We start from the raw sequence: 18,197 nt of genomic DNA, 5'->3' as shown, positions 1-18,197 counted from the left end.
CATGCGGTAAAGCTTGCGCAGTGTCAAGGGCCAAAGCGGACCCTGGGCTGACACGGCCCCAATTCGCACGCTAGTTTCTTGGCATGTCTCGCGGACGCCACCGTCATTCCTCCGTCCTCGGCCGGGTCCTTCCCCCCACCGCCGCCGGCGTGCTCATCGTCGCCGCGGTGGCCGCGCTGCTCTTCAGTCAGGACACCATCCTGGTCCGCTCGGTGGGCGTGGCCGCGGTGCTCGCGGCGCTCGGGATCGCGGTGCTGCTGCGCCAGCGCGACCGGGCCGCCAGGGCCGCGGCCGAGGTCTCCGTCGCCCAGCGGCTGCGGGCCGAGGAGCGCTTCGAGGAGCAGCTCGCCGAGGCCGAGTACGCGGCGGAGGTCGCCGAGGAGCGGGCCACCCGGTTCGGGCGGCGGCTGACGGCGGAGAAGTCGCGGCTGGCCAAGGCCGAGACCGAGATCGCCCGGCTGCTGCGCGAGCGTGCCGTGATGGTCGCCGAGCAGGCGCTCAAGGAGGCCGAGGCGGCGCAGCGCGCACTCGCCGCGAGCCGTCCGAAGTACCCGGCCAGCCCGGCCGCGTTCGTCCGGGCCGCGGCGGTGCTGCGGCAGCTGGAGCGGCGTGCGGCGGTGCAGCAGGAGCAGCGGGAGCGTGTGGCCGGTGCGGAGGTCGCGCTGCGCGCCCGTACGGCGCCCGTGACCGTCTCCACGCTGGCGACCGTCCCCGCGCCCGTTCCCGCGCCCGCGCCGGTGGTGCCCGCGGTGCCGGCCCCGGTGGCCCCCGCGGTGCCCGCCCCGGAGGCGTCCAGGCCTGCGGTGGCCGCCCCTGCGGCTCCGGTGCGGCCGGCGCTGACGGCGACGGTCGGGCAGCTCGGCGGCGACCGGGCCGCGCCCGCCGTTCCGGCGGAGCGGCAGCGGCCGCGGTCGGCGCAGTCCGGTGCGGCGCGCGGGCAGGGCTTCAGCTTCTTCGGCCGCAACCAGGGTGCGGCGGTCCGGCCGGCGGCCCCGGCGCCGGCGGTCGGCAGCGTCGCGGAGCTCGGCGAGCGCGCGGACCTGGCCGACGTGGTCGGGGACGAGGCCGTGGCCGCGCAGGCGGAGAGCCGGGCGCAGGCCGGGGCCCGGGCCGCTGCCGAGGTCCGGGTGGCGGCCGGCAAGGACGCGGAGCCGGCCGAGGAGACCCAGGTGCAGCCGAAGGTGGTCGACCTGACCCCGGACGACGAGACCGAGCTGCTCCAGCTCCCGGAGCTGCGCGCCTCGCGCTGACCTCCCCCTCCCGCCTGCCGCCCCGGCGCAGGAGGCCGGCCCGCCCGGCTTCCTGCGCCGTGGTGTTCCCCGGGCCGGCCGCACGGGTGCGGGCCGGGAACGCCGAAGCGCCCGGCCCCTGACGGAGGGGGCCGGGCGCTTCGGGGGTGGCGTCAGAGCTGGACGCCGAAGTCCTGGGCGATGCCCGCGAGGCCGGAGGCGTAGCCCTGGCCGACGGCGCGGAACTTCCACTCGGCGCCGTTGCGGTAGAGCTCGCCGAAGATCATGGCGGTCTCGGTGGCGGCGTCCTCGGAGAGGTCGTAGCGGGCGATCTCGGCGCCGCCGGCCGCGTTGACCACGCGGATGTAGGCGTTTCGGACCTGGCCGAAGTTCTGCGACCGGGCCACGGCGTCGTAGATCGAGACCGGGAAGGTGATCTTGACGGCCTCGGCCGGCAGGCCGGCCAGGTTGACGTTGATCGCCTCGTCGTCGCCGGCGCCCTCGCCGGTGCGGTTGTCACCGGTGTGGACGACGGTGCTGTCCGGGGTGCTGGTGTTGTTGAAGAAGACGAAGTGGCTGTTGGACAGCACCTTGCCGTCCGCGTTCAGCACGATCGCGCTGGCGTCCAGGTCGAACTCGGCGCCGGTCGTGGTGCGGACGTCCCAGCCGAGACCGACGGTGACCGCGGACAGGCCGGGGGCCTCCTTGGTCAGCGAGACGTTGCCACCCTTGGAGAGGCTCACTGGCATGGTGTTTGCTGTCCCTTCGTTGCTTTTGCCCGGGATAACGCGAGAGACCGAGGGCTTGGTTCCAGGCTCCACGGCAAATTCTTTTGGGTGAATCACGTTCGGGCAATGGCCCGATCAAAGTCCGGTCAGATTCTCCGGAAGCGGCCCTGGAGCGACCAGATGGCCGGATTGTCGGCCAGATCGGGGTGCATGTCGAAGAGGTCGGCCAGGGTGTCGTGGAGGAAGTCGCGGGCTTCGCGCCGCAGGTCGCCGTGGCGGACCACGGCGGGCTCCTCGTCGGGCAGCCAGGTGGCGCTGATCTCGACCCAGTTGAAGCGGCGGGCGAACCGCAGCAGCTCGGTGTTCTGGGTGAAGTCGAGGTCCGCGGTCTGCACCCGGGCGGCGCGGCCGCCGGCGGGGTCGCGGTCCAGCTCCTCGGCGATGTCGCAGAGCGCCCAGGCGAAGTCGAGCACCGGCACCCATCCCCAGGCTGTGGACAGTTCGACGCCGTCGCCGTCCAGGAAGACGTCGCCGCAGAACAGGTCGTACCGCAGCGCGTGCACGGAGGCCGTCCGGTAGTCGGTCTGCGGGGGGTCGGGGAAGCGGTTGGAGAGGGAGTAGCCGAGCTCGATCACGTAGGCCATTGTCCCGGTAAAACCGGGTGACCGGTGCTGCCCCGGCGCGGGATGATGGGCGCATGCCCGAGCCCATCCGCGTACGGGGGTCGGTGGTCGTCCCCGACGCCGAGCTCGTCTGGCGCTTCTCGCGTTCCTCCGGCCCCGGTGGCCAGCACGTCAACACCTCCGACACCCAGGTCGAGCTGCGCTACGACCTGGCCGCCTCCTCCGCCCTGCCCGAGGTGTGGCGCCAGCGCGCCCTGGAGCGGCTGGCCGGCCGCCTGGTGGACGGGCGGGTGCTGGTGGTGCGCGCCTCGGAGCACCGTTCGCAGTGGCGCAACCGCGAGGTCGCCGCCGCCCGGCTGGCGTCGCTGCTGGCCGAGGCCACCGCGCCGCCGCCGAAGACCCGCCGGGCGACGAAGCCGAGCCGCGGCATGGTCGAGCGGCGGCTGTTCAGCAAGCGGCACCGCTCCGAGGTGAAGCAGGGCCGGCGCGCCCCGAAGGGCGAGTGACTCAGCCGAGCTGCCGGTAGCCGCCGCGGAAGTAGAGCAGCGGGCGGCCGCCCGGGTCGGGCACGACCGCCTCCAGGACGCGGCCGAGCAGCAGGGTGTGGTCGCCGGCGGGTATCCGCTGTTCGGTGCGGCACTCGACGGTGGCGAGCGCGTCGTCGATCAGCGGTGCGCCGCTGTGCGGGCCGCGGTGGTGCGGCGCGTCGGCGAACAGCAGCCGGTCGCTGAGCCGGCCCTTCATGGCGAACCGCGAGCCGAGCGCCTTCTGCTGCTCGGAGAGCAGGGAGACCGCCCAGGTCTGCGCGCGGGAGAGCACCTCGTCCATCCGGGAGTCCTCGCGGACGGAGATCAGGACCAGCGGGGGCTCCAGCGAGACGGAGAGGAAGGACGTGGCGGTCATGCCGACGTCCTCGCCGTCGTCCGGGTCGTGGACGGTCACCAGGCTCACACCGGAGGCGAGCTGGGAGAGTGCCGCCCGGAACTCGTCGGGCGTTGCTTGGAGGGCAGCTTCGGGCTGCGGAGCCGGGTACACGTACCGCACGGTAGTCGGCGGCGGCGCGAAACGGCATCGGGCCGTGGTCGTAGGACCAGAGCCGCAGAGGTTACGGTTCGCGGCCGGTCTCACCCCCAGGAGTGAAGGCAGGGGGCCTCCCGGCCGCCTGGTGGCTTCAGTGCGCGGCCATTGCGGCCGACCACCAGAATCATGCCGATAAAGCCTTATGTCCCGATATTGGGCGGATGAGCTGATTAAGAGCGCATAAGTGTCGTGTGATTTAAGTCACAAGTGATGGCCTATTGCTGACCGAGCGTGCCGAACGCTGTGCTCCCTGTGATTCAGTTCTTCTGGCAATCGGACGATAACCATTCAAGAACTATCCGAAGCAGCCGGGGAGCCCCCGCATGGAAGCCGAGTCGGAGCCCTACGTCCGTCTCGCGACCCTCCGCACCTTGCACCGGGTCGTGGCGGACCTCAACGCTGCCCGCAGCCTGGCGGGCACGCTGCAGGCCGTGGTCGAGGGCGCGGTACACGGGCTGGGCTTCGACGCCGCCGCGGTGAGTCTGGTCCGTCCGGACGGGGACCTCGTGGTGGCGGCCGTCTGGGAGCTGGAGGAGAGCGCCATGGGCGGCCCCTCCGTCCTGCTCGGCCAGGTCGGCTCCCGGGAGTCCTGGGACCGCCTGCTCGGCGTCAGCGACCACTGGGGCACGCTCCGCTTCCTGCCCTACGACCGCGGCTGGGCCGTGGCCAGCGACATTCCGCGCTGGATCGGCGACGGTCCGATGCCGGTCTACGCCAACGACTGGCACCCCGCCGACGGCCTGCTCGCCCCGATGTACAGCGCCGGCGGCGACCTCCTCGGCGTCCTCTCCGTGGACCGCCCGCGCAGCGGCAAGCGGCCCGGCGCCTGGACCAGGGAGGCGCTGGAGATGTTCTCCCTCCAGGCCTCCATCGCGATCGGCAACGCCCGGCTGCGGGCCGAGATGCAACGCGCGCTCGCCCGCCTGGAGAAGGAACAGCAGGCGCTGCGGGCCAGCGAGGAGAGCTTCCGCCAGGCCTTCGAGTACGCGCCCAGCGGGATGGCCATCACCGAACTGCACGGGGCCGGGCGCGGCCAGCTGACCAGGGTCAACGACGCGCTCTGCCGCCTGCTCGGCCGCCCCCGCGCGGTGCTGCGCCAGCAGAGCTTCGCCGATCTCGTCCACCCGGAGGACCGCGCGCTGCTGGAGCGCACCAGCGCCGAGAGCGGCCGGGCGGAGCTGCGGCTGTCCCGGCGCGACGGCGGCTACCAGTGGGTCTGTCTGCGCAACTCGATCGTCGCCGACGCGGCCGAGGGTCCGAGCTTCCTGCTCACGCACGTGGAGGACATCGAGGACCGCAAGCGCCACGAGCTCCAGCTCGCGCACCGGGCCAGCCATGACGCGCTCACCGGGCTGCCGAACAGCGCCGAGCTGAAGGCCCGGCTGGGGCGGCGGCTCTGCAACGAACCGCAGACCGTCGGCGCCGTCGCCCCGGCCGGACTCGGCGAGGGGGTCCAGCCACAGCCGTACGGGGCACAGGCGTACGGGGCGCAGTCGTACGGCTACTCCGCCGACTCCTACAGCGCGCACGCCGCGTTCGACGGCCTGGAGGGGGTGGACCCGCTCGCCGCCCCGGTGCACCACTACGGCACGGCCGAGGGCTACGCGCTGCCGCCCGCCGCGCCGGGCGGCTACGGCGAGCACGTGCACGCGGTGGTCCCGGCCGACCACGGCGCCGGCGGCGACGCCTGGTCGGGCCCGTTCCGTTCGGGTGGTGCGGCGGCCGTGGTGGACAAGGGGCTCGCGGTGATCTTCTGCGACCTCGACGGGTTCAAGTCGATCAACGACCGGTTCGGGCACAACGCGGGTGACGCCGTCCTGGTCGAGGTGGCCCGCCGGCTCAGCCAGGCGGTGCGGGACGGCGACACGGTGGCCCGGCTCGGCGGCGACGAGTTCGTGGTGCTGGCCGACGGCATCGGCCGCGAGGAGGCCAAGGACCTCGCCCACCGGCTGCGCAACGCGATCATCCCGCCGATGCGGATCGACGGCCGGGCGATGCGGGTGGGCGTCAGCCTCGGCATCGGCTGGGCGGGCTGCGGGATGAGCATCGAGGAGGTCCTGCACACCGCGGACGAGCGGATGTACGACGAGAAGCGGGCGCGGGGCGGCTCGGTGCGCGGCGCCCGGGGCGAGCGTTCGCACCGCCGGGCCGGTTAGCGCCCGTTCACCCGACCGAAGCTACCGGCGGGTTGTCAAGGGGTCTTTCCGCGGCGTCGTCGTCGGCAGGTAGGGTTCCCGGGTACGAGCGACCACTGGCGCCGGCGGGACGGAAGCCCGGCGACGCGAACGCGATGGGGGAGTTGACCACCGTGACGACCGCCGGCAGCAACGGAGTGCCCGAGAGCCCGGAGGGCGGTGCCCCGCAGGACGACGACCCCTTCGGTTACCTCTACCGTCCGGCCGACGGCAGTGCCGCGCAGCCGGCCGAGCCGCAGCAGGGCGTACCCCGGACGTCCTACAACCGTCCGATGGAGGTCGGCCGTGCCCAGTACGGGCAGCAGCCGTACCCGCCGCAGCAGCGCCAGCAGCCGTTCCCGCAGCAGCAGGGCTACCCGCAGCCCGGTCAGCCGTACGGGCAGCAGCCCGAGTACGGCGCCGCGCCGACCCAGCAGACCCGGTACGCCGAGCACTCCCGGCCGCAGCCGGGGGAGGAGCGGCCGAGCGGCGGGCGGAGCAAGGGCGCGGTGATCGGTGCGGTGGCGGTGGTCGCGGCCATCGCGATCGGCGCCGGCATAGCGCTCTCCACCGGGGACCCGGACGGCGACAAGAACGCGAAGGGCGGCGGCCAGACCACGGCGCCGGCGACCGCGGGCCCCGGCACCGCAACGGCCGGCCCGTCGGCCACCGGCTCGCCGTCGGCCTCCGCCACCGCCACCTCCGGGCCGTCCACCGTGGACGCCGGGCAGTTGCAGGGGCAGAACGCGCCGTCCGGCAACACCGTCAAGGGCGCCAAGTCCGCGGACGGGAGCTACCTGACGCTGCAGCCGGGCGGGTCGGTCACCTGGACCGGCGACGTCGCCGCCGCGGGCACCTACAAGTTCACCGTGCACTTCAACAACGCGGCGGGAGACGTGAAGGCCGCCGCGGCGGTGAACGGCAAGGACTGGCCGAGCGGGCTGTCCTTCAAGAACTACTCGCCGGGCAAGGACCCCGCGTCCTCCTGGTTCACCACCTACATCAACCCGCAGCTCCAGGCAGGGTCGAACTCGATCACGATCTCGGCCCCCGCGGGCGGGACCGTCCTGATCGACCAGGTGGTCCTGGAGGGCTCCTGATCCGCCGCGGACGTGAGACGGCCGCCCGTCCCCCGAGGGGGCGGGCGGCCGTCGTCGTACCGGGGGACCGGCGGGGACGCGTCAGGCGGGCTTGACCGGGGCGAACCTCTCGCCGCCGAGGATCCACTCGCCGCGGCGCATGACGGCGACGAGGTCGTGGCCGGCGGAGTCGACGACGACGAGGTCGGCGTTCTTGCCGGGTTCCAGGGAGCCGACGGTGTCGGCCAGGCCGAGCAGCCGGGCGGGGACGGCGCAGAGGGACTCCACGGCCTGGCCGAGGGTGAGGCCGTTGACGGTGACGGCGCGCTTGAACGCCACGTCCAGGGTGAGGGTGGAGCCGGCGATCGCGCCGCCCTCGACCAGGCGGGCCACGCCGTCCTTGACCTCGACCTGGAGGGGGCCGAGCGGGTAGAGGCCGTCGCCCATGCCGGCGGCGCCCATGGCGTCGGTGATCAGGGCGACCCGGGAGGCGCCGGCGGTGGTGTAGGCGAGGTCGAGGACGGAGGGGTGCAGGTGCACGCCGTCGTTGATCAGCTCGACGGTGACGCGTTCGTCCTCCAGCAGGGCCACGATCGGGCCGGGGGCGCGGTGGGCGATGCCGGGCATGGCGTTGAAGAGGTGGGTGGCGACGGTGGCGCCGGCGTCGATGGCTTCGAGGGTCTTGGCGTAGTCGGAGTCGGTGTGGCCGACGGCGGCGATGACGCCGAGGTCGGCGAGCATCCGCACGGAGTCGAGGCCGCCGGGGAGTTCGGGGGCGAGGGTGACCATCCTGGCGTGGCCGCGGGCGGCGTCGACCAGTTTGCGCACGAGGGCGGGGTCGGGGTCGCGGAGCAGGTCGGGGCGGTGGGCGCCGCAGCGGTGGTGGGAGATGAACGGGCCCTCGAAGTGGATGCCGGCCAGCACGCCGTCCTCGACGAGCTCGGACAGGACGTGGGCCTGGCGGGCCAGGTCGTCGATCTCGCCGGTGACGGTGGAGGCGATGGTGGTGGTGGTGCCGTGTTCGAGGTGGGTGCGGGCGGCCCTGAGGGCCTCCTCGGCGATGCCGGAGGCGTAGGAGGCGCCGCCGCCGCCGTGGACGTGCAGGTCGACGAAGCCGGGGACGACGGTGTACCCGGTCAGGTCGAGGTCGCCGGGTTCGGTGGCGCCGCCGAGGCCGGCGATCCGGGTGCCCTCGACCGAGAGGCGGCCGCCGTCGACGGCACCGCCGGGCAGGACCAGCCGGGCGCCGGACAGGGCGGTACCCCGCGGCGAGGCCGCTGATTGAATCCGCGCGGTCACGCGGTCACCTCCAAGGAGAGCAGATCCCAGGCGAGCAGGCCCGCGCCCAGGGAAGCGGCGGTGTCTTTGAGCATGGCCGGTACGACCTCGGGGGGCATCTGGAAGGTCAGCCGCTCGGCGACGGCCGCGCGCAGGGGTGTGAAGAGGGTGTCGCCGGCCTCGGCCAGGCCGCCGCCGACGATCACCGTGGACGGGTCGAGCAGGCTCTGGGCGAGCACGATGCCGTCGGCGAGGGCGTCCACCGCGTGCTGCCAGACCGCGATCGCGCGCGGGTCCCCGGCGTCCACCGCGACGGCGCAGGATGCCGCGTCGGCGTCGGGGTCCCCGCTGGTCTCGGCCCAGGTGCGGGAGACGGCCGAGGCGGAGGCGAGGGTCTCCAGGCAGCCCCGGGCGCCGCAGCCGCACTGCGGGCCGCCCGGCCGGACCACGACGTGGCCGATCTCGCCGCCGTAGCCGTGGGCCCCGGCCTCGATCCGGCCGTCGATGCCGATGGCGCCGGCGATGCCGGTGCCCAGCGCGATGAACAGGAAGCGTCCGACCCCCCGGCCGGCGCCGAGGCGGCCCTCGGCGAGGCCGCCCGAGCGCACGTCGTGGCCGAGGGCGACCGGCATCGCGACACCGCCCGGGCCGGCCAGGCGCTCGCCCAGCAGCTTGCGCAGCGGCAGGTCCCGCCAGCCGAGGTTGGCGGAGAAGACCGCGATGCCGTTCTTCTCGTCGATCGTCCCCGGGACGGCGACGCCCGCCGCCAGCGGGGCGACGCCGAAACGGCTGCGGCCCTCGTCCGCCAGGTCGGCGGCGAAATCGAGGATGGCGGCGACGACGGCGTCCGTGCCGTGCTCCCGCCCGGTCGGTCGGCGTGCTTCGAACAGCACGGAGCCGTCCTGGGCGAGCAGCGCGGCCTTCATGCCGGTGCCGCCTACATCGAGTGCGATGACGTGCTTCACGGAGGACAGTTTCCCTTGGCTGGGTCGGAGAGGTCTAGTCCAGTTGTCGGATTGGTCTGGTCCAAAGTGGGTGAGCTTTGTCGCAGAACCTTGTGGTGTGCGGCACTTTGCACTCGCCGCCGCGGGTTCCCCGACCCCCGGCCCCCGGGCCCGCTCCGGGCCGGAGCGGGGGCGGATCGGCGTCGCTCCGTTGCGCATCGTGCAACGACCTCCGCACTTCGATAACTACCCGCCGGGTACGGCCCGGAGGTCTGGACCACTCTGCAGGGCTTTTGGCAGTGTGGCGCTCCCTCCTGCCGGATTCCACCCGTCCGGCTGCTTTCCTCCCCTTTCACCCCCGAAGGCGGTACCCGCGTTGAACAGGCGCGCCCAGGCCCCCACCCGGCTGCTCGGCACCGCGCTGGCCGGAGCGCTGCTGCTCACCGGCTGCAGCGGCCAGGACGACAAGACGGTCACCCTCAAGCTGGTGGCGGCCGACTACGGCGAGGACAGCGCGACCAGCTCCCGGCAGTACTGGGACGACGTCGCGCGCCGCTTCGAGTCCGGCAACCCGGGCATCAAGGTCGACGTCGAGGTCGTCAGCTGGACCGACATCGGCAAGCGGGTCGGCGACCTGGTGGGCAGCGGCAAGTCGCCCGATCTGGTGCAGACCGGCGGCTTCGCCGACCAGGTCGCCGCGGACCGGCTCTACCCGGCCGCGGACGTGCTCTCGCTGGACACCCAGGCCAACATGATGGAGTCGTTCAGCCACGCCGGGCAGGTGCTCGGCACCCAGTACGGCATCCCGTTCGTCTCCTCCTCGCGGGTGCTCTTCTACAACAAGGCCGTCTTCCGGCAGGCCGGGATCACCCAGCCGCCGGCCACCTGGAACGAGTTGCGGCAGGCCGCCGAGAAGATCAAGGCCAAGGTGCCGGGCGTGGTGCCGTACGGGCTGCCGCTCGGGCCCGAGGAGGCGCCGGCCGAGTCGATGCTCTGGACGCTGAGCGGCGGCGGCGGCCTCTCCGACGACGTCGGCAACTACACCATCGACAGCACCCAGAACCAGGCCACCTTCGGCTGGCTGAAGACCAACCTGGTGGACACCCGGCTGACGTACCCGGAGCCGGGCAAGATGAACCGGACGCCGGTGTTCACCGACTTCACGGCGGGCAAGGTCGCGATGCTGAACGGGCACCCGACGCTGCTGCGGATGGCCGCCAACGCGAAGGTCGACTTCGGGACGGCGCCGATCCCCAGGAAGGACGGCCTGGCGAAGACCGGCAGCCTCGGCGTGGCCGACTGGATGATGGCGTTCAAGGCCAACGGCCACCGCAACGAGATCCGCAAGTTCCTGAGCGTCGTGTACGCGAAGGACAACCAGCTCAAGTTCGACGAGACGTACAACCTGCTGCCGGTCACCCAGGACGCCTTCACGGAGATGGCCAGGGACGGCAGGCACGAGGACCTGAAGCAGTTCGCGGCCGGGCTGACCAACGCCAGCTTCTACCCGTTCGGGGACCCGGCCTGGGTGGAGGTCAGCAACCGGATCAAGGCCGGGATCGGCGGTGCCGTGACCGGGGACGCCAAGCAGGTGCTGGAGGGGCTGCAGGACGCCGCGGTGAAGGAGGCGGCCCGGGTCCGCAAGTGAACCCGGGGCCGCCGCGGGCGTTGCGTCAGAGGCTGATCGCGTAGGCCTTGCGCAGGGTCTCGTGGACCGTCCAGGTGGTGCGGTCCCCGGCGCGCAGGACGGCGCAGTCGCCCGGGCCGACGTGCAGGGTCGGGCCGCCGTCGATCTCGATGGTGGCCCGGCCGCTCAGCACCACGAACAGCTCGTCCGCCTCGACGTCGGTGACGACGCCCGGGGTGATCTGCCAGATGCCGCGGAGCTGGCGGCCGTCGGGGGACTCGGAGAGCACCCGGCCGGACACCTCGGGGGAGCCGGAGACGATCTGGGCCGGGTCCAGCGGGTCGGGGTCGAGGTCGGCGGTGGGGATGTGCAGCGCGAAGCTTTCGGTCATGGACCGACGCTAATCGGGGAGCGGGCGTCGTGCGGGGCGCAGAGTGTGTCGGGTGTGCGGGGCAGAATGACACTCCGTAGTGGTGGGCGGAGGTGGAGCGTGGGCGAGCTGAGCGAGCGGGACGTGGCGGTGCTGGAGCTCGAAGGGCGCCAGTGGCGGACGGCGGGGGCCAAGGAACGGGCCGTCCGGGAGGAGCTGGGACTCTCCAGCACGCGGTACTACCAGCTGCTGAACGCCTTGCTGGACCGGCCGGAGGCGCTGGCCCACGCGCCGGTGCTGGTGAACCAGCTGAGGCGGGTCCGGGAGGCCCGCCGGGGGGCCCGGTAGCCGGGCGGGTGCTTCCGCGGGCGCGGGTGGGTATGGGTCCCGGCATGGGGCTTGAGGAGAGTTTGCAGCTGAGGACGGACGCCGGACGCCAGGGGCTGGAGGCGGTCCTCGCCTCGCCGCGGGACGCCGTGGTGGCGCTGGACTTCGACGGGACGCTGGCGCCGATCGTGGCCGACCCCAGCCGGGCGCGGTCGCACCCCGGGGTGGCGGGGGCGCTGCGCGCGCTGGTGCCGCGGGTGGGGGCGACGGTGGTGGTCACCGGCAGGCCCGCCGGGCTGGCCGTCGAGTACGGGGGGTTCGACGGCATCGACGGCGTGGTGGTGCTGGGGCACTACGGGGCCGAGCGCTGGGAGGGCGGCGTGGTGACGGCGCCCCCGGTGCACCCCGGGGTCGCCGCGGTGCGGGCCGTGCTGGACGAGGCGCTGGCGGGGGCCGGCGCCCCGGCCGGGACGTGGGTCGAGGACAAGGGGCGCTCGCTCGCGGTGCACATGCGGCGGACGGCGGCGCCGGAGGAGACGATGGAGCTGCTGCGCCCGCCGGTGGAGGCGCTGGCCACGGAGCACGGGCTGGTGGTGGAGCCCGGCCGGCTGGTGCTGGAACTGCGGCCGCCCGGGGTCGACAAGGGCGCCGCGCTGAGCGGGTTCCTGCGGGAGCGGGGCGCGCGGTCGGTGCTCTACGCGGGGGACGACCTGGGGGACGTGGCGGCCTTCGCGGCGGTGGAGAAGCTGCGCGGGGAGGGCGTCGCCGGGCTGCTGGTGTGCAGCGGCGCGGTGGGGGACGCGCCGGTGAGGGAGCTCGCCGACCGGGCCGACCTGGTGGTCGGGGGCCCGGCCGGCGTGGTGGAGCTGCTGGAGCGGCTGGGGGCGGAGCTCAGCCGGGCTCGTTGACCCGGCCGGGGCCGGCGGGGGCGCCGAGGGCGTTCAGGGCGTGCAACTGGTCGAGGAACCACTGCTGGGGCGGCAGCGCCGTCGAGGCGGCGGCGAGGCGCTTCGTGCGGTCGGCGCGTTCCCCGGTGGGCATGGTGAGCGCGCCGTGCAGGGCCTCCGCGGTGGCGATGACGTCGTACGGGTTGACCGTCAGGGCGTCGTCGGCCAGCTCGGCGTACGCGCCGGCCTCGCGGGACAGGACGAGGGCGCAGCCGCGGTCGGAGACCACCGGCACCTCCTTGGCGACCAGGTTCATGCCGTCGCGGATCGGGTTGACCAGGGCGACGTCGGCCAGCCGGTAGGCGGCGAGCGAGCGCGGGAAGTCGTCGTCGACGTGCAGGATCAGCGGCTGCCAGGAGGGCGTGGCGAACTCGGCGTTGATCTCGGCGGCGAGCTGCCGGACCCGGGCCGTGTAGTCGCGGTACTCGGCGAGGTCGGTCCGGGACGGGTACGCGAAGGCGATGTGGACGACGCGGTCCAGCCACTCGGGGCGGGTCTGCAGGAGGTGCCGGTAGGCCTGGAAGCCGCGGACGATGTTCTTGCTCAGCTCGGTGCGGTCGACCCGGACGACGGTGCGGCGGTCGCCGACGGCCTCGCGCAGGGTGGCGAGGCGTTCGTCGACGTCGGGGCGGTGGGCGCGCTCGCGCAGGAAGTCGGCGTCCGCGCCGAGGGCGTGGACGCCGAGCCCGGTGGTGCGCCCCCGGAGGGTGACGGTGAGCGCGGTGCGGTCGACGGTGGCGCCGAGGAGCTGCTCGCAGCAGTCGGCGAAGGCCAGTGCCCAGCGGCGGGTGAGGAAACCGGCCCGGTCGGCGCCGAGGATGCCGGTGAGGACGGCCTCGGCGACGTCGTCGGGCAGCAGCCGGAAGTACTCGGGCGGGGCCCAGGGAGTGTGCGAGAAGTGGCCGATCCGCAGGTCGGGACGGGCGGCGCGGAGCAGGGCCGGGGTCAGCGAGAGGTGGTAGTCCTGGACCAGGACGGCCGCCCCGGGGGCGGCCTCGGCGGCCAGGGCGTCGGCGAAGGCGGTGTTGTAGGCCGTGTAGGCCTGCCATTCGGTGCGGAACCCGGCGTCGAAGGAGGGTGCGGTCGGGGTGGCGTAGAGCAGGTGGTGGACGAACCAGAGGGTCGAGTTGGCCACGCCGTTGTAGGCGCGGGCGAAGGTCTCGGGGTCCATGTCCAGCATCCGGACGGCCTGTCCGCCGACGTCGTGGCCGGCCCGGTCGAGGCGGCCGTCCGGTGCCTCCCGGGCCGCCCGGCGGTCGGCGTCGCCGAGGGCCGCGCAGACCCAGACGGCGTCGGGATCGTCGATGGCGGAGAGCCCGGAGACCAGGCCGCCGCCGCCGCGCCGGAGGGTCAGCGTGCCGTCGTCCGCGGTGCCGAACGACACCGGTCCCCGGTTGGAGGCCACCAGGACGGGGGCGGTGCCGGTCTGACTCGAACGCTCGGTCGTGAGATCGCCCATGGTTGCTAAGTTGCCGGGGGGCCGGGACCGCAAACCCCTCAGTGGCGCTTCGCGTACTCGGGGACGGTGTGCATCGGCGGCCGTTCGAGGGCGGTGACCGGGTGGGTGTGGGCGGTGAACGCGCGGGTCTGCGGGTCGCGGGTGAACTGCGTGATCAGCGGGTGCACCAGGTCGGCGGAGGCCTTGAGCCGGTGTGTGCGGTCGAGCCGTTCGAGCGCCGTCCGGTAGATGGTGGCGGCCATCCGTCCGAGCGCCTGGCCGTCCTGGTGGCGGTGGTGGCGGACGCCGACGTCGACCTGGGCGAGGGCGTCCAGGCCGGCGGTCTCCAGGGCGTCGACCAGCAGGCCGAGTTCGACGCCGTAGCCGGTGGGGAACGGGAGCCGTTCGAGCAGGGACCGGCGGGCCGCGTACTCACCGCCCAGGGGCTGGACGAAACCGGCCAGTTCCGGCCAGTGCAGGTTGAGCAGCGGGCGGGCGACCAGCTCGGTGACCCGGCCGCCGCCGGACGGGACGACGGCGCCCTCCCCCGCGGCGGAGCCGCCGACCGACACTTCGAGCGGGCGGTCGTACATGGCCTTGACCAGCTGGATGTCCGGCTCGGTGAGCAGCGGGCCGACGATGCCGGAGACGAAGGCCGGGTCGAACTCGCGCAGGTCGGCGTCGACGAAGCAGACGATCTCGCCACTGGTGGCCAGCAGTGAGCGCCAGAGCACCTCGCCCTTGCCGGGGGCGGCGGGCAGCCGCGGGAGGATCTCGTCGCGCTGGACCACCCGGGCGCCGGCCTCGGCGGCCACGGCGGCGGTGCGGTCGGCGGAGCCGGAGTCGACCACGACCAGTTCGTCGACCAGCGGCAGGCGTTCCATCAGCTCGCGGCGGATGGTGCGGACGATGTCGCCGACGGTGGCCTCCTCGTCCAGGGCGGGAAGGACGACGCTGATGGTGCCCGTCCGCCCGGCCGCCTGCTTGGCGTCCAGCAGGGTGCGCACCGGACGGTCGGCCGCGCTCCACGACCGGCGGCGCAGCCAGGACGCCGCCTGTGGGAGGAGCTCGGTGGTCGGGTCGGCGGGCACGGGTCTCTCCTCGGCAGGGGCGGACGGGACGGGCTGGGACGGGTCATCTCGCGTGGCGGACGGTCCCGTTCAGTGTTGACGCCTTCGGATACAGTCTTCGTACAGCGGTCGGACCTTCGCACGCCGGGGTCGCCGCTGAGCAGGACCAACAACTTCACAGAGCTCATCCAGAGGGACTGAGGGAACGGCCCGTTGACGTCCCGGCAACCTTCTCGCGCGGCTGTCGTCGACAGGCCCCGGCGGGACAGGTGCCAATTCCGGCCTGTGGCGCGTCCGCGTCACGGGGAAGATGAGGAGAGAGGCCTCCGCCATCATGGCTATCGACACTGTCGCACCCGCAACCGTTGACCTCGGCCCCGCCGCCGCCCTGTCCTGTCGCGAGTGCGGTACCCGCTTCCCGCTCGGTCCGAGCTTCGCGTGCCTGGAGTGCTTCGGGCCGCTGGAGATCGCCTACGACTTCGGCAGCGAGGGCGCGGAGGAGCTGCGCAAGCGGATCGAGGCCGGTCCGGCGTCGATCTGGCGTTACGCGCCGCTGCTGCCCGTCCCGGCGGACGTGGCCGACAAGCCGAACCTCAACCCCGGCTGGACCCCGCTGGTGAAGGCGGACAACCTGGGCCGCGAGCTCGGGTTCACCGCCCAGCTGCACATCAAGGACGACTCGGGCAACCCGACGCACTCGTTCAAGGACCGCGTCGTCGCCTGTGCGATCGAGGCGGCGCGGGCGTTCGGCTTCACCACGCTCTCCTGCTCCTCGACCGGCAACCTGGCCGGCGCGGTGGGCGCCGCGGCCGCCCGGGCCGGTTTCAAGTCCTGCGTGTTCATCCCGCACGACCTGGAGCAGGGCAAGGTCGTGATGGCCGGTGTCTACGGTGGCGAGCTGGTCGGCATCGAGGGCAACTACGACGACGTGAACCGCTTCTGCTCGGAGCTGATCGGCGACCCGGCCGGCGAGGGCTGGGGCTTCGTCAACGTCAACCTGCGCCCGTACTACGGCGAGGGCTCCAAGACGCTGGCGTACGAGATCTGCGAGCAGCTGGGCTGGCGCCTGCCGGAGCAGATCGTGATCCCGATCGCCTCGGGCTCGCAGCTGACCAAGATCGACAAGGGGCTGCAGGAGCTGATCAGGCTCGGCCTGGTCGAGGACCGGCCGTACCGGATCTTCGGCGCCCAGGCGGCGGGGTGCTCGCCGGTGTCGGCGGCGTTCAAGGCCGGCCACGACGTGATCCGGCCGGTCAAGCCGGACACCATCGCCAAGTCGCTGGCGATCGGCAACCCGGCCGACGGCCCGTACGTGCTGGACATCGCCCGCCGCACCGGCGGCGCGGTCGAGGACGTGACGGACGCCGAGGTGGTGGCCGCGATCAAGCTGCTGGCCCGGACCGAGGGCGTCTTCGCCGAGACGGCGGGCGGGGTGACCGTCGGCGTGCTGAAGAAGCTGGTCGAGACCGGTCAGCTGGACCCGGCGAAGGAGACCGTCGCGATCAACACCGGCGACGGCCTGAAGACGCTGGACGCCGTCTCCGACGCCGGGATGACCGCCGTCATCCGCCCGACGCTGGCCTCGTTCCGCGACGCCGGCCTCGCCTCCGCCTGACCCCTCCGCCACCCCTGCCGTCACCCCGCCGCAAGGAGACCCCCATGAGCGCCAACGTCCGCATCCCGACCATCCTGCGCACCTACACCGGCGGCGCCGCCGAGGTGGCCGCCGAGGGTGCCACCCTGGGCGAGGTCATCGCCGACCTGGAGAAGAACCACGCCGGGATCGCCGCCCGGGTCCTGGACGACACCGGCAAGCTCCGCCGTTTCGTCAACGTCTACGTCAATGACGACGACGTGCGGTTCGCGGAGGGTCTGGCCACCGAGATCAAGGACGGCGCGAGCGTTTCGATCATTCCCGCGGTGGCCGGGGGCTGCTGAGCCGCGCCATTGCCGGACCGGCCGTCCGCGTGTACGGGAATCCGTACGCGCGGACGGCCGTCGCTTTTCCCGGCGCATTTCGGCGGGAATGTTTCCCGGCCGGTCGGAGTAGAGTGTCGCTGGACCGGGAAGAGGGCTCCCCCTCCCCCTCGCACCGGTCGTCGCCCCTGTCGCGCCCCGTACCGCCGGTGTCTGTCCGGCCGCTGAGACCGGCGCAGGGCCCGCGGCCGTGAAACATGTCAGGCCGATGTCAGAATTCTTGAGGGCATTTGGGTAATTCGTCCGCTATGTCCGGCGCGAAATGCGGGGGTTTCTGACCTTTTGGCCCGTCCTGTCCCTTGATAGGTCGGGGGAATTCCCGGCTGCTGACCCTGTTGCAGAGGGCGTCGATCCGGATACATTCAGCCGCGGTCGACGCAATCGCCCCTTCATCGGACGCCGTCCGGTGATCCCGGTGGGGATTGTGGCGTGCACGGCTGCGCCCAGGGGGGGTTCCCCGGGCCGGCCTCAACAGACCCGCGCCCGCGACCTGCGGGCGCGTGAAGGGCCAGCACAGCACTAGGGGAGTTCGGAATGGCTCAGGGCACCGTCAAGTGGTTCAACGCGGAGAAGGGCTACGGCTTCATCGCGGTCGACGGTGGTGCGGACGTCTTCGTCCACTACAGCGCGATCCAGATGGACGGCTACCGCACCCTTGAGGAGGGCCAGCGGGTCGAGTTCGAGATCTCTCAGGGGCAGAAGGGCCCGCAGGCGGACATGGTCCGCGCGGCGGTCTGACCTTTCCGGCACCCAGGAGTTCGGCTCGGCCCATCGGCTGGTGCGCCTCTTGCTTCGCGGCGGGCCCGTGCGACACATGTCGTACGGGCCCGCCGCCGTGTCCGGCGGGTGGCCGGTACGGCTCGCGGGTTGCCCGTTGGGCTTGCACTCGACCACCCAGAGTGCTAATCATTGGCGTTAGCACTCACAGCGTGAGAGTGACAGCGGACCGGGTCGGTGAGGCCCCCGGGAGCGGTAGGGGAAAGGACCCCCGCACACCAGGGCCGTCCGTCGCGGGCACCCCTTGGTCCGAGCAGTCGACCGTGTCCCGGAGGACCACTTCTGATGGCCAAGATCATCGCCTTTGATGAGGAAGCTCGCCGCGGCCTTGAGCGTGGCATGAACCAGCTCGCCGACGCAGTGAAGGTCACGCTCGGCCCCAAGGGCCGCAACGTCGTGCTGGAGAAGAAGTGGGGCGCCCCCACGATCACCAACGACGGTGTCTCCATCGCCAAGGAGATCGAGCTCGAGGACCCGTACGAGAAGATCGGCGCGGAGCTCGTCAAGGAGGTCGCCAAGAAGACCGACG

At 73.0% G+C, this 18,197-nt stretch carries 19 protein-coding genes and 1 riboswitch; of the genes, 11 read left to right on the top strand and 8 right to left on the bottom strand.

The features are described from left to right. Positions 1-83: 83 nt before the first annotated feature. Positions 84-1,250: a hypothetical protein gene (locus C2142_RS16690; protein WP_148643380.1), complete on the top strand. Its 1,167-nt coding sequence runs from the start codon at positions 84-86 to the stop codon at positions 1,248-1,250. Positions 1,251-1,402: 152 nt separating this feature from the next. Here C2142_RS16690 and C2142_RS16685 read toward each other — a convergent pair whose 3' ends face one another. After that, positions 1,403-1,978 carry a TerD family protein gene (locus C2142_RS16685; protein WP_148643379.1) on the bottom strand — a complete coding sequence of 192 codons (576 nt, stop codon included), beginning with the start codon at positions 1,976-1,978 and terminating at the stop codon, positions 1,403-1,405. A gap of 125 nt (positions 1,979-2,103) precedes the next feature. Beyond that, the gene (locus C2142_RS16680; RefSeq protein WP_148644833.1) at positions 2,104-2,592 is read right to left on the bottom strand and encodes a hypothetical protein; all 489 of its coding nucleotides are present in this window, start codon (positions 2,590-2,592) and stop codon (positions 2,104-2,106) included. A 62-nt stretch (positions 2,593-2,654) separates the two neighbouring features. On the opposite strand from C2142_RS16680, the gene arfB reads away from it, so the two are divergent. Beyond that, positions 2,655-3,086: an alternative ribosome rescue aminoacyl-tRNA hydrolase ArfB gene (arfB, locus tag C2142_RS16675; RefSeq protein ID WP_148643378.1), complete on the top strand. Its 432-nt coding sequence runs from the start codon at positions 2,655-2,657 to the stop codon at positions 3,084-3,086. Between the two features lies 1 nt (position 3,087). Here the strand turns inward: arfB and C2142_RS16670 are convergent, their stop codons facing one another. Then, positions 3,088-3,615 (bottom strand): flavin reductase family protein, encoded by a 528-nt coding sequence (locus tag C2142_RS16670; RefSeq protein WP_241002620.1) that lies wholly within the window; start codon positions 3,613-3,615, stop codon positions 3,088-3,090. 368 nt (positions 3,616-3,983) lie between these two features. Here C2142_RS16670 and C2142_RS16665 point away from each other — a divergent pair, with 368 nt between their 5' ends. Both C2142_RS16665 and C2142_RS16660 read left to right on the top strand, forming a co-directional pair. Next, on the top strand, positions 3,984-5,816 hold the full coding sequence (locus C2142_RS16665; RefSeq protein WP_148643376.1) for a diguanylate cyclase: 1,833 nt from the start codon (positions 3,984-3,986) through the stop codon (positions 5,814-5,816). A gap of 143 nt (positions 5,817-5,959) precedes the next feature. Further along, positions 5,960-6,934: a carbohydrate-binding protein gene (locus tag C2142_RS16660; RefSeq protein ID WP_148643375.1), complete on the top strand. Its 975-nt coding sequence runs from the start codon at positions 5,960-5,962 to the stop codon at positions 6,932-6,934. Between the two features lie 81 nt (positions 6,935-7,015). Here C2142_RS16660 and nagA read toward each other — a convergent pair whose 3' ends face one another. Both nagA and C2142_RS16650 read right to left on the bottom strand, forming a co-directional pair. Beyond that, positions 7,016-8,212 carry an N-acetylglucosamine-6-phosphate deacetylase gene (nagA, locus tag C2142_RS16655; RefSeq protein WP_241002619.1) on the bottom strand — a complete coding sequence of 399 codons (1,197 nt, stop codon included), beginning with the start codon at positions 8,210-8,212 and terminating at the stop codon, positions 7,016-7,018. Beyond that, the gene (locus C2142_RS16650) at positions 8,209-9,156 is read right to left on the bottom strand and encodes an ROK family protein (protein WP_148643374.1); all 948 of its coding nucleotides are present in this window, start codon (positions 9,154-9,156) and stop codon (positions 8,209-8,211) included. The genes nagA and C2142_RS16650 overlap by 4 nt, the downstream gene beginning before the upstream one ends. A 355-nt stretch (positions 9,157-9,511) precedes the next feature. On the opposite strand from C2142_RS16650, the gene C2142_RS16645 reads away from it, so the two are divergent. Then, positions 9,512-10,783, top strand: a complete 1,272-nt coding sequence (locus C2142_RS16645) for an extracellular solute-binding protein (RefSeq protein WP_241002618.1) — start codon at positions 9,512-9,514, stop codon at positions 10,781-10,783. Positions 10,784-10,808: 25 nt separating this feature from the next. On the opposite strand, the gene C2142_RS16640 is transcribed toward C2142_RS16645, so the two are convergent. Further along, positions 10,809-11,153, bottom strand: a complete 345-nt coding sequence (locus C2142_RS16640) for a cupin domain-containing protein (protein WP_148643373.1) — start codon at positions 11,151-11,153, stop codon at positions 10,809-10,811. Positions 11,154-11,219: 66 nt separating this feature from the next. Between C2142_RS16640 and C2142_RS16635 the strand changes: the two genes are divergently transcribed. Next, a complete protein-coding gene (locus tag C2142_RS16635) occupies positions 11,220-11,480 on the top strand; it encodes a DUF3263 domain-containing protein (RefSeq protein ID WP_148643372.1) in 261 nt (86 codons plus the stop codon). A gap of 44 nt (positions 11,481-11,524) precedes the next feature. Next, a complete protein-coding gene (gene otsB, locus C2142_RS16630) occupies positions 11,525-12,367 on the top strand; it encodes a trehalose-phosphatase (RefSeq protein WP_148643371.1) in 843 nt (280 codons plus the stop codon). Here otsB and C2142_RS16625 read toward each other — a convergent pair. Both C2142_RS16625 and C2142_RS16620 read right to left on the bottom strand, forming a co-directional pair. Continuing rightward, entirely contained in the window at positions 12,351-13,865 is a 1,515-nt protein-coding gene (locus C2142_RS16625; RefSeq protein ID WP_148643370.1) for a trehalose-6-phosphate synthase, read from the bottom strand. The two genes, otsB and C2142_RS16625, sit on opposite strands and share 17 nt — an antisense overlap. Before the next feature lie 38 nt (positions 13,866-13,903). Beyond that, positions 13,904-14,935 carry a glucosyl-3-phosphoglycerate synthase gene (locus tag C2142_RS16620; protein WP_148643369.1) on the bottom strand — a complete coding sequence of 344 codons (1,032 nt, stop codon included), beginning with the start codon at positions 14,933-14,935 and terminating at the stop codon, positions 13,904-13,906. 160 nt (positions 14,936-15,095) lie between these two features. Further along, positions 15,096-15,231: riboswitch (SAM riboswitch) on the top strand. 17 nt (positions 15,232-15,248) lie between these two features. Here C2142_RS16620 and thrC point away from each other — a divergent pair. From thrC to C2142_RS16600, 4 genes are all read left to right on the top strand, one after another. Beyond that, positions 15,249-16,529: a threonine synthase gene (gene thrC / locus C2142_RS16615; protein WP_174315650.1), complete on the top strand. Its 1,281-nt coding sequence runs from the start codon at positions 15,249-15,251 to the stop codon at positions 16,527-16,529. Positions 16,530-16,573: 44 nt separating this feature from the next. Continuing rightward, entirely contained in the window at positions 16,574-16,852 is a 279-nt protein-coding gene (locus C2142_RS16610) for a ubiquitin-like small modifier protein 1 (RefSeq protein ID WP_148643367.1), read from the top strand. 573 nt (positions 16,853-17,425) lie between these two features. Further along, positions 17,426-17,629 (top strand): cold-shock protein, encoded by a 204-nt coding sequence (locus C2142_RS16605; RefSeq protein WP_030289665.1) that lies wholly within the window; start codon positions 17,426-17,428, stop codon positions 17,627-17,629. 324 nt (positions 17,630-17,953) lie between these two features. Further along, positions 17,954-18,197, top strand: a 244-nt coding sequence (locus C2142_RS16600) for a TCP-1/cpn60 chaperonin family protein (protein ID WP_277347258.1), incomplete at its 3' end; no start/stop codon positions are given.

Source organism: Streptomyces sp. CB01881, from assembly GCF_002953255.1.
Lineage (GTDB): Bacteria > Actinomycetota > Actinomycetes > Streptomycetales > Streptomycetaceae > Kitasatospora.
The sequence above is the reverse complement of the archived record's forward strand: the minus strand, read 5'-3'. Positions and strand labels throughout refer to the sequence as shown.

Coding starts and splice junctions, on each gene's coding strand:
- C2142_RS16690 (WP_148643380.1), top strand. CDS start 84: ATGTCTCGCGGACGCCACCGTCATTCCTCCGTCCTCGGCCGGGTCCTT.
- arfB (WP_148643378.1), top strand. CDS start 2,655: ATGCCCGAGCCCATCCGCGTACGGGGGTCGGTGGTCGTCCCCGACGCC.
- thrC (WP_174315650.1), top strand. CDS start 15,249: ATGGCTATCGACACTGTCGCACCCGCAACCGTTGACCTCGGCCCCGCC.
- C2142_RS16605 (WP_030289665.1), top strand. CDS start 17,426: ATGGCTCAGGGCACCGTCAAGTGGTTCAACGCGGAGAAGGGCTACGGC.
- C2142_RS16685 (WP_148643379.1), bottom strand. CDS start 1,978: ATGCCAGTGAGCCTCTCCAAGGGTGGCAACGTCTCGCTGACCAAGGAG.
- C2142_RS16625 (WP_148643370.1), bottom strand. CDS start 13,865: ATGGGCGATCTCACGACCGAGCGTTCGAGTCAGACCGGCACCGCCCCC.
- otsB (WP_148643371.1), top strand. CDS start 11,525: ATGGGGCTTGAGGAGAGTTTGCAGCTGAGGACGGACGCCGGACGCCAG.
- C2142_RS16610 (WP_148643367.1), top strand. CDS start 16,574: ATGAGCGCCAACGTCCGCATCCCGACCATCCTGCGCACCTACACCGGC.
- C2142_RS16665 (WP_148643376.1), top strand. CDS start 3,984: ATGGAAGCCGAGTCGGAGCCCTACGTCCGTCTCGCGACCCTCCGCACC.
- C2142_RS16635 (WP_148643372.1), top strand. CDS start 11,220: ATGACACTCCGTAGTGGTGGGCGGAGGTGGAGCGTGGGCGAGCTGAGC.
- C2142_RS16640 (WP_148643373.1), bottom strand. CDS start 11,153: ATGACCGAAAGCTTCGCGCTGCACATCCCCACCGCCGACCTCGACCCC.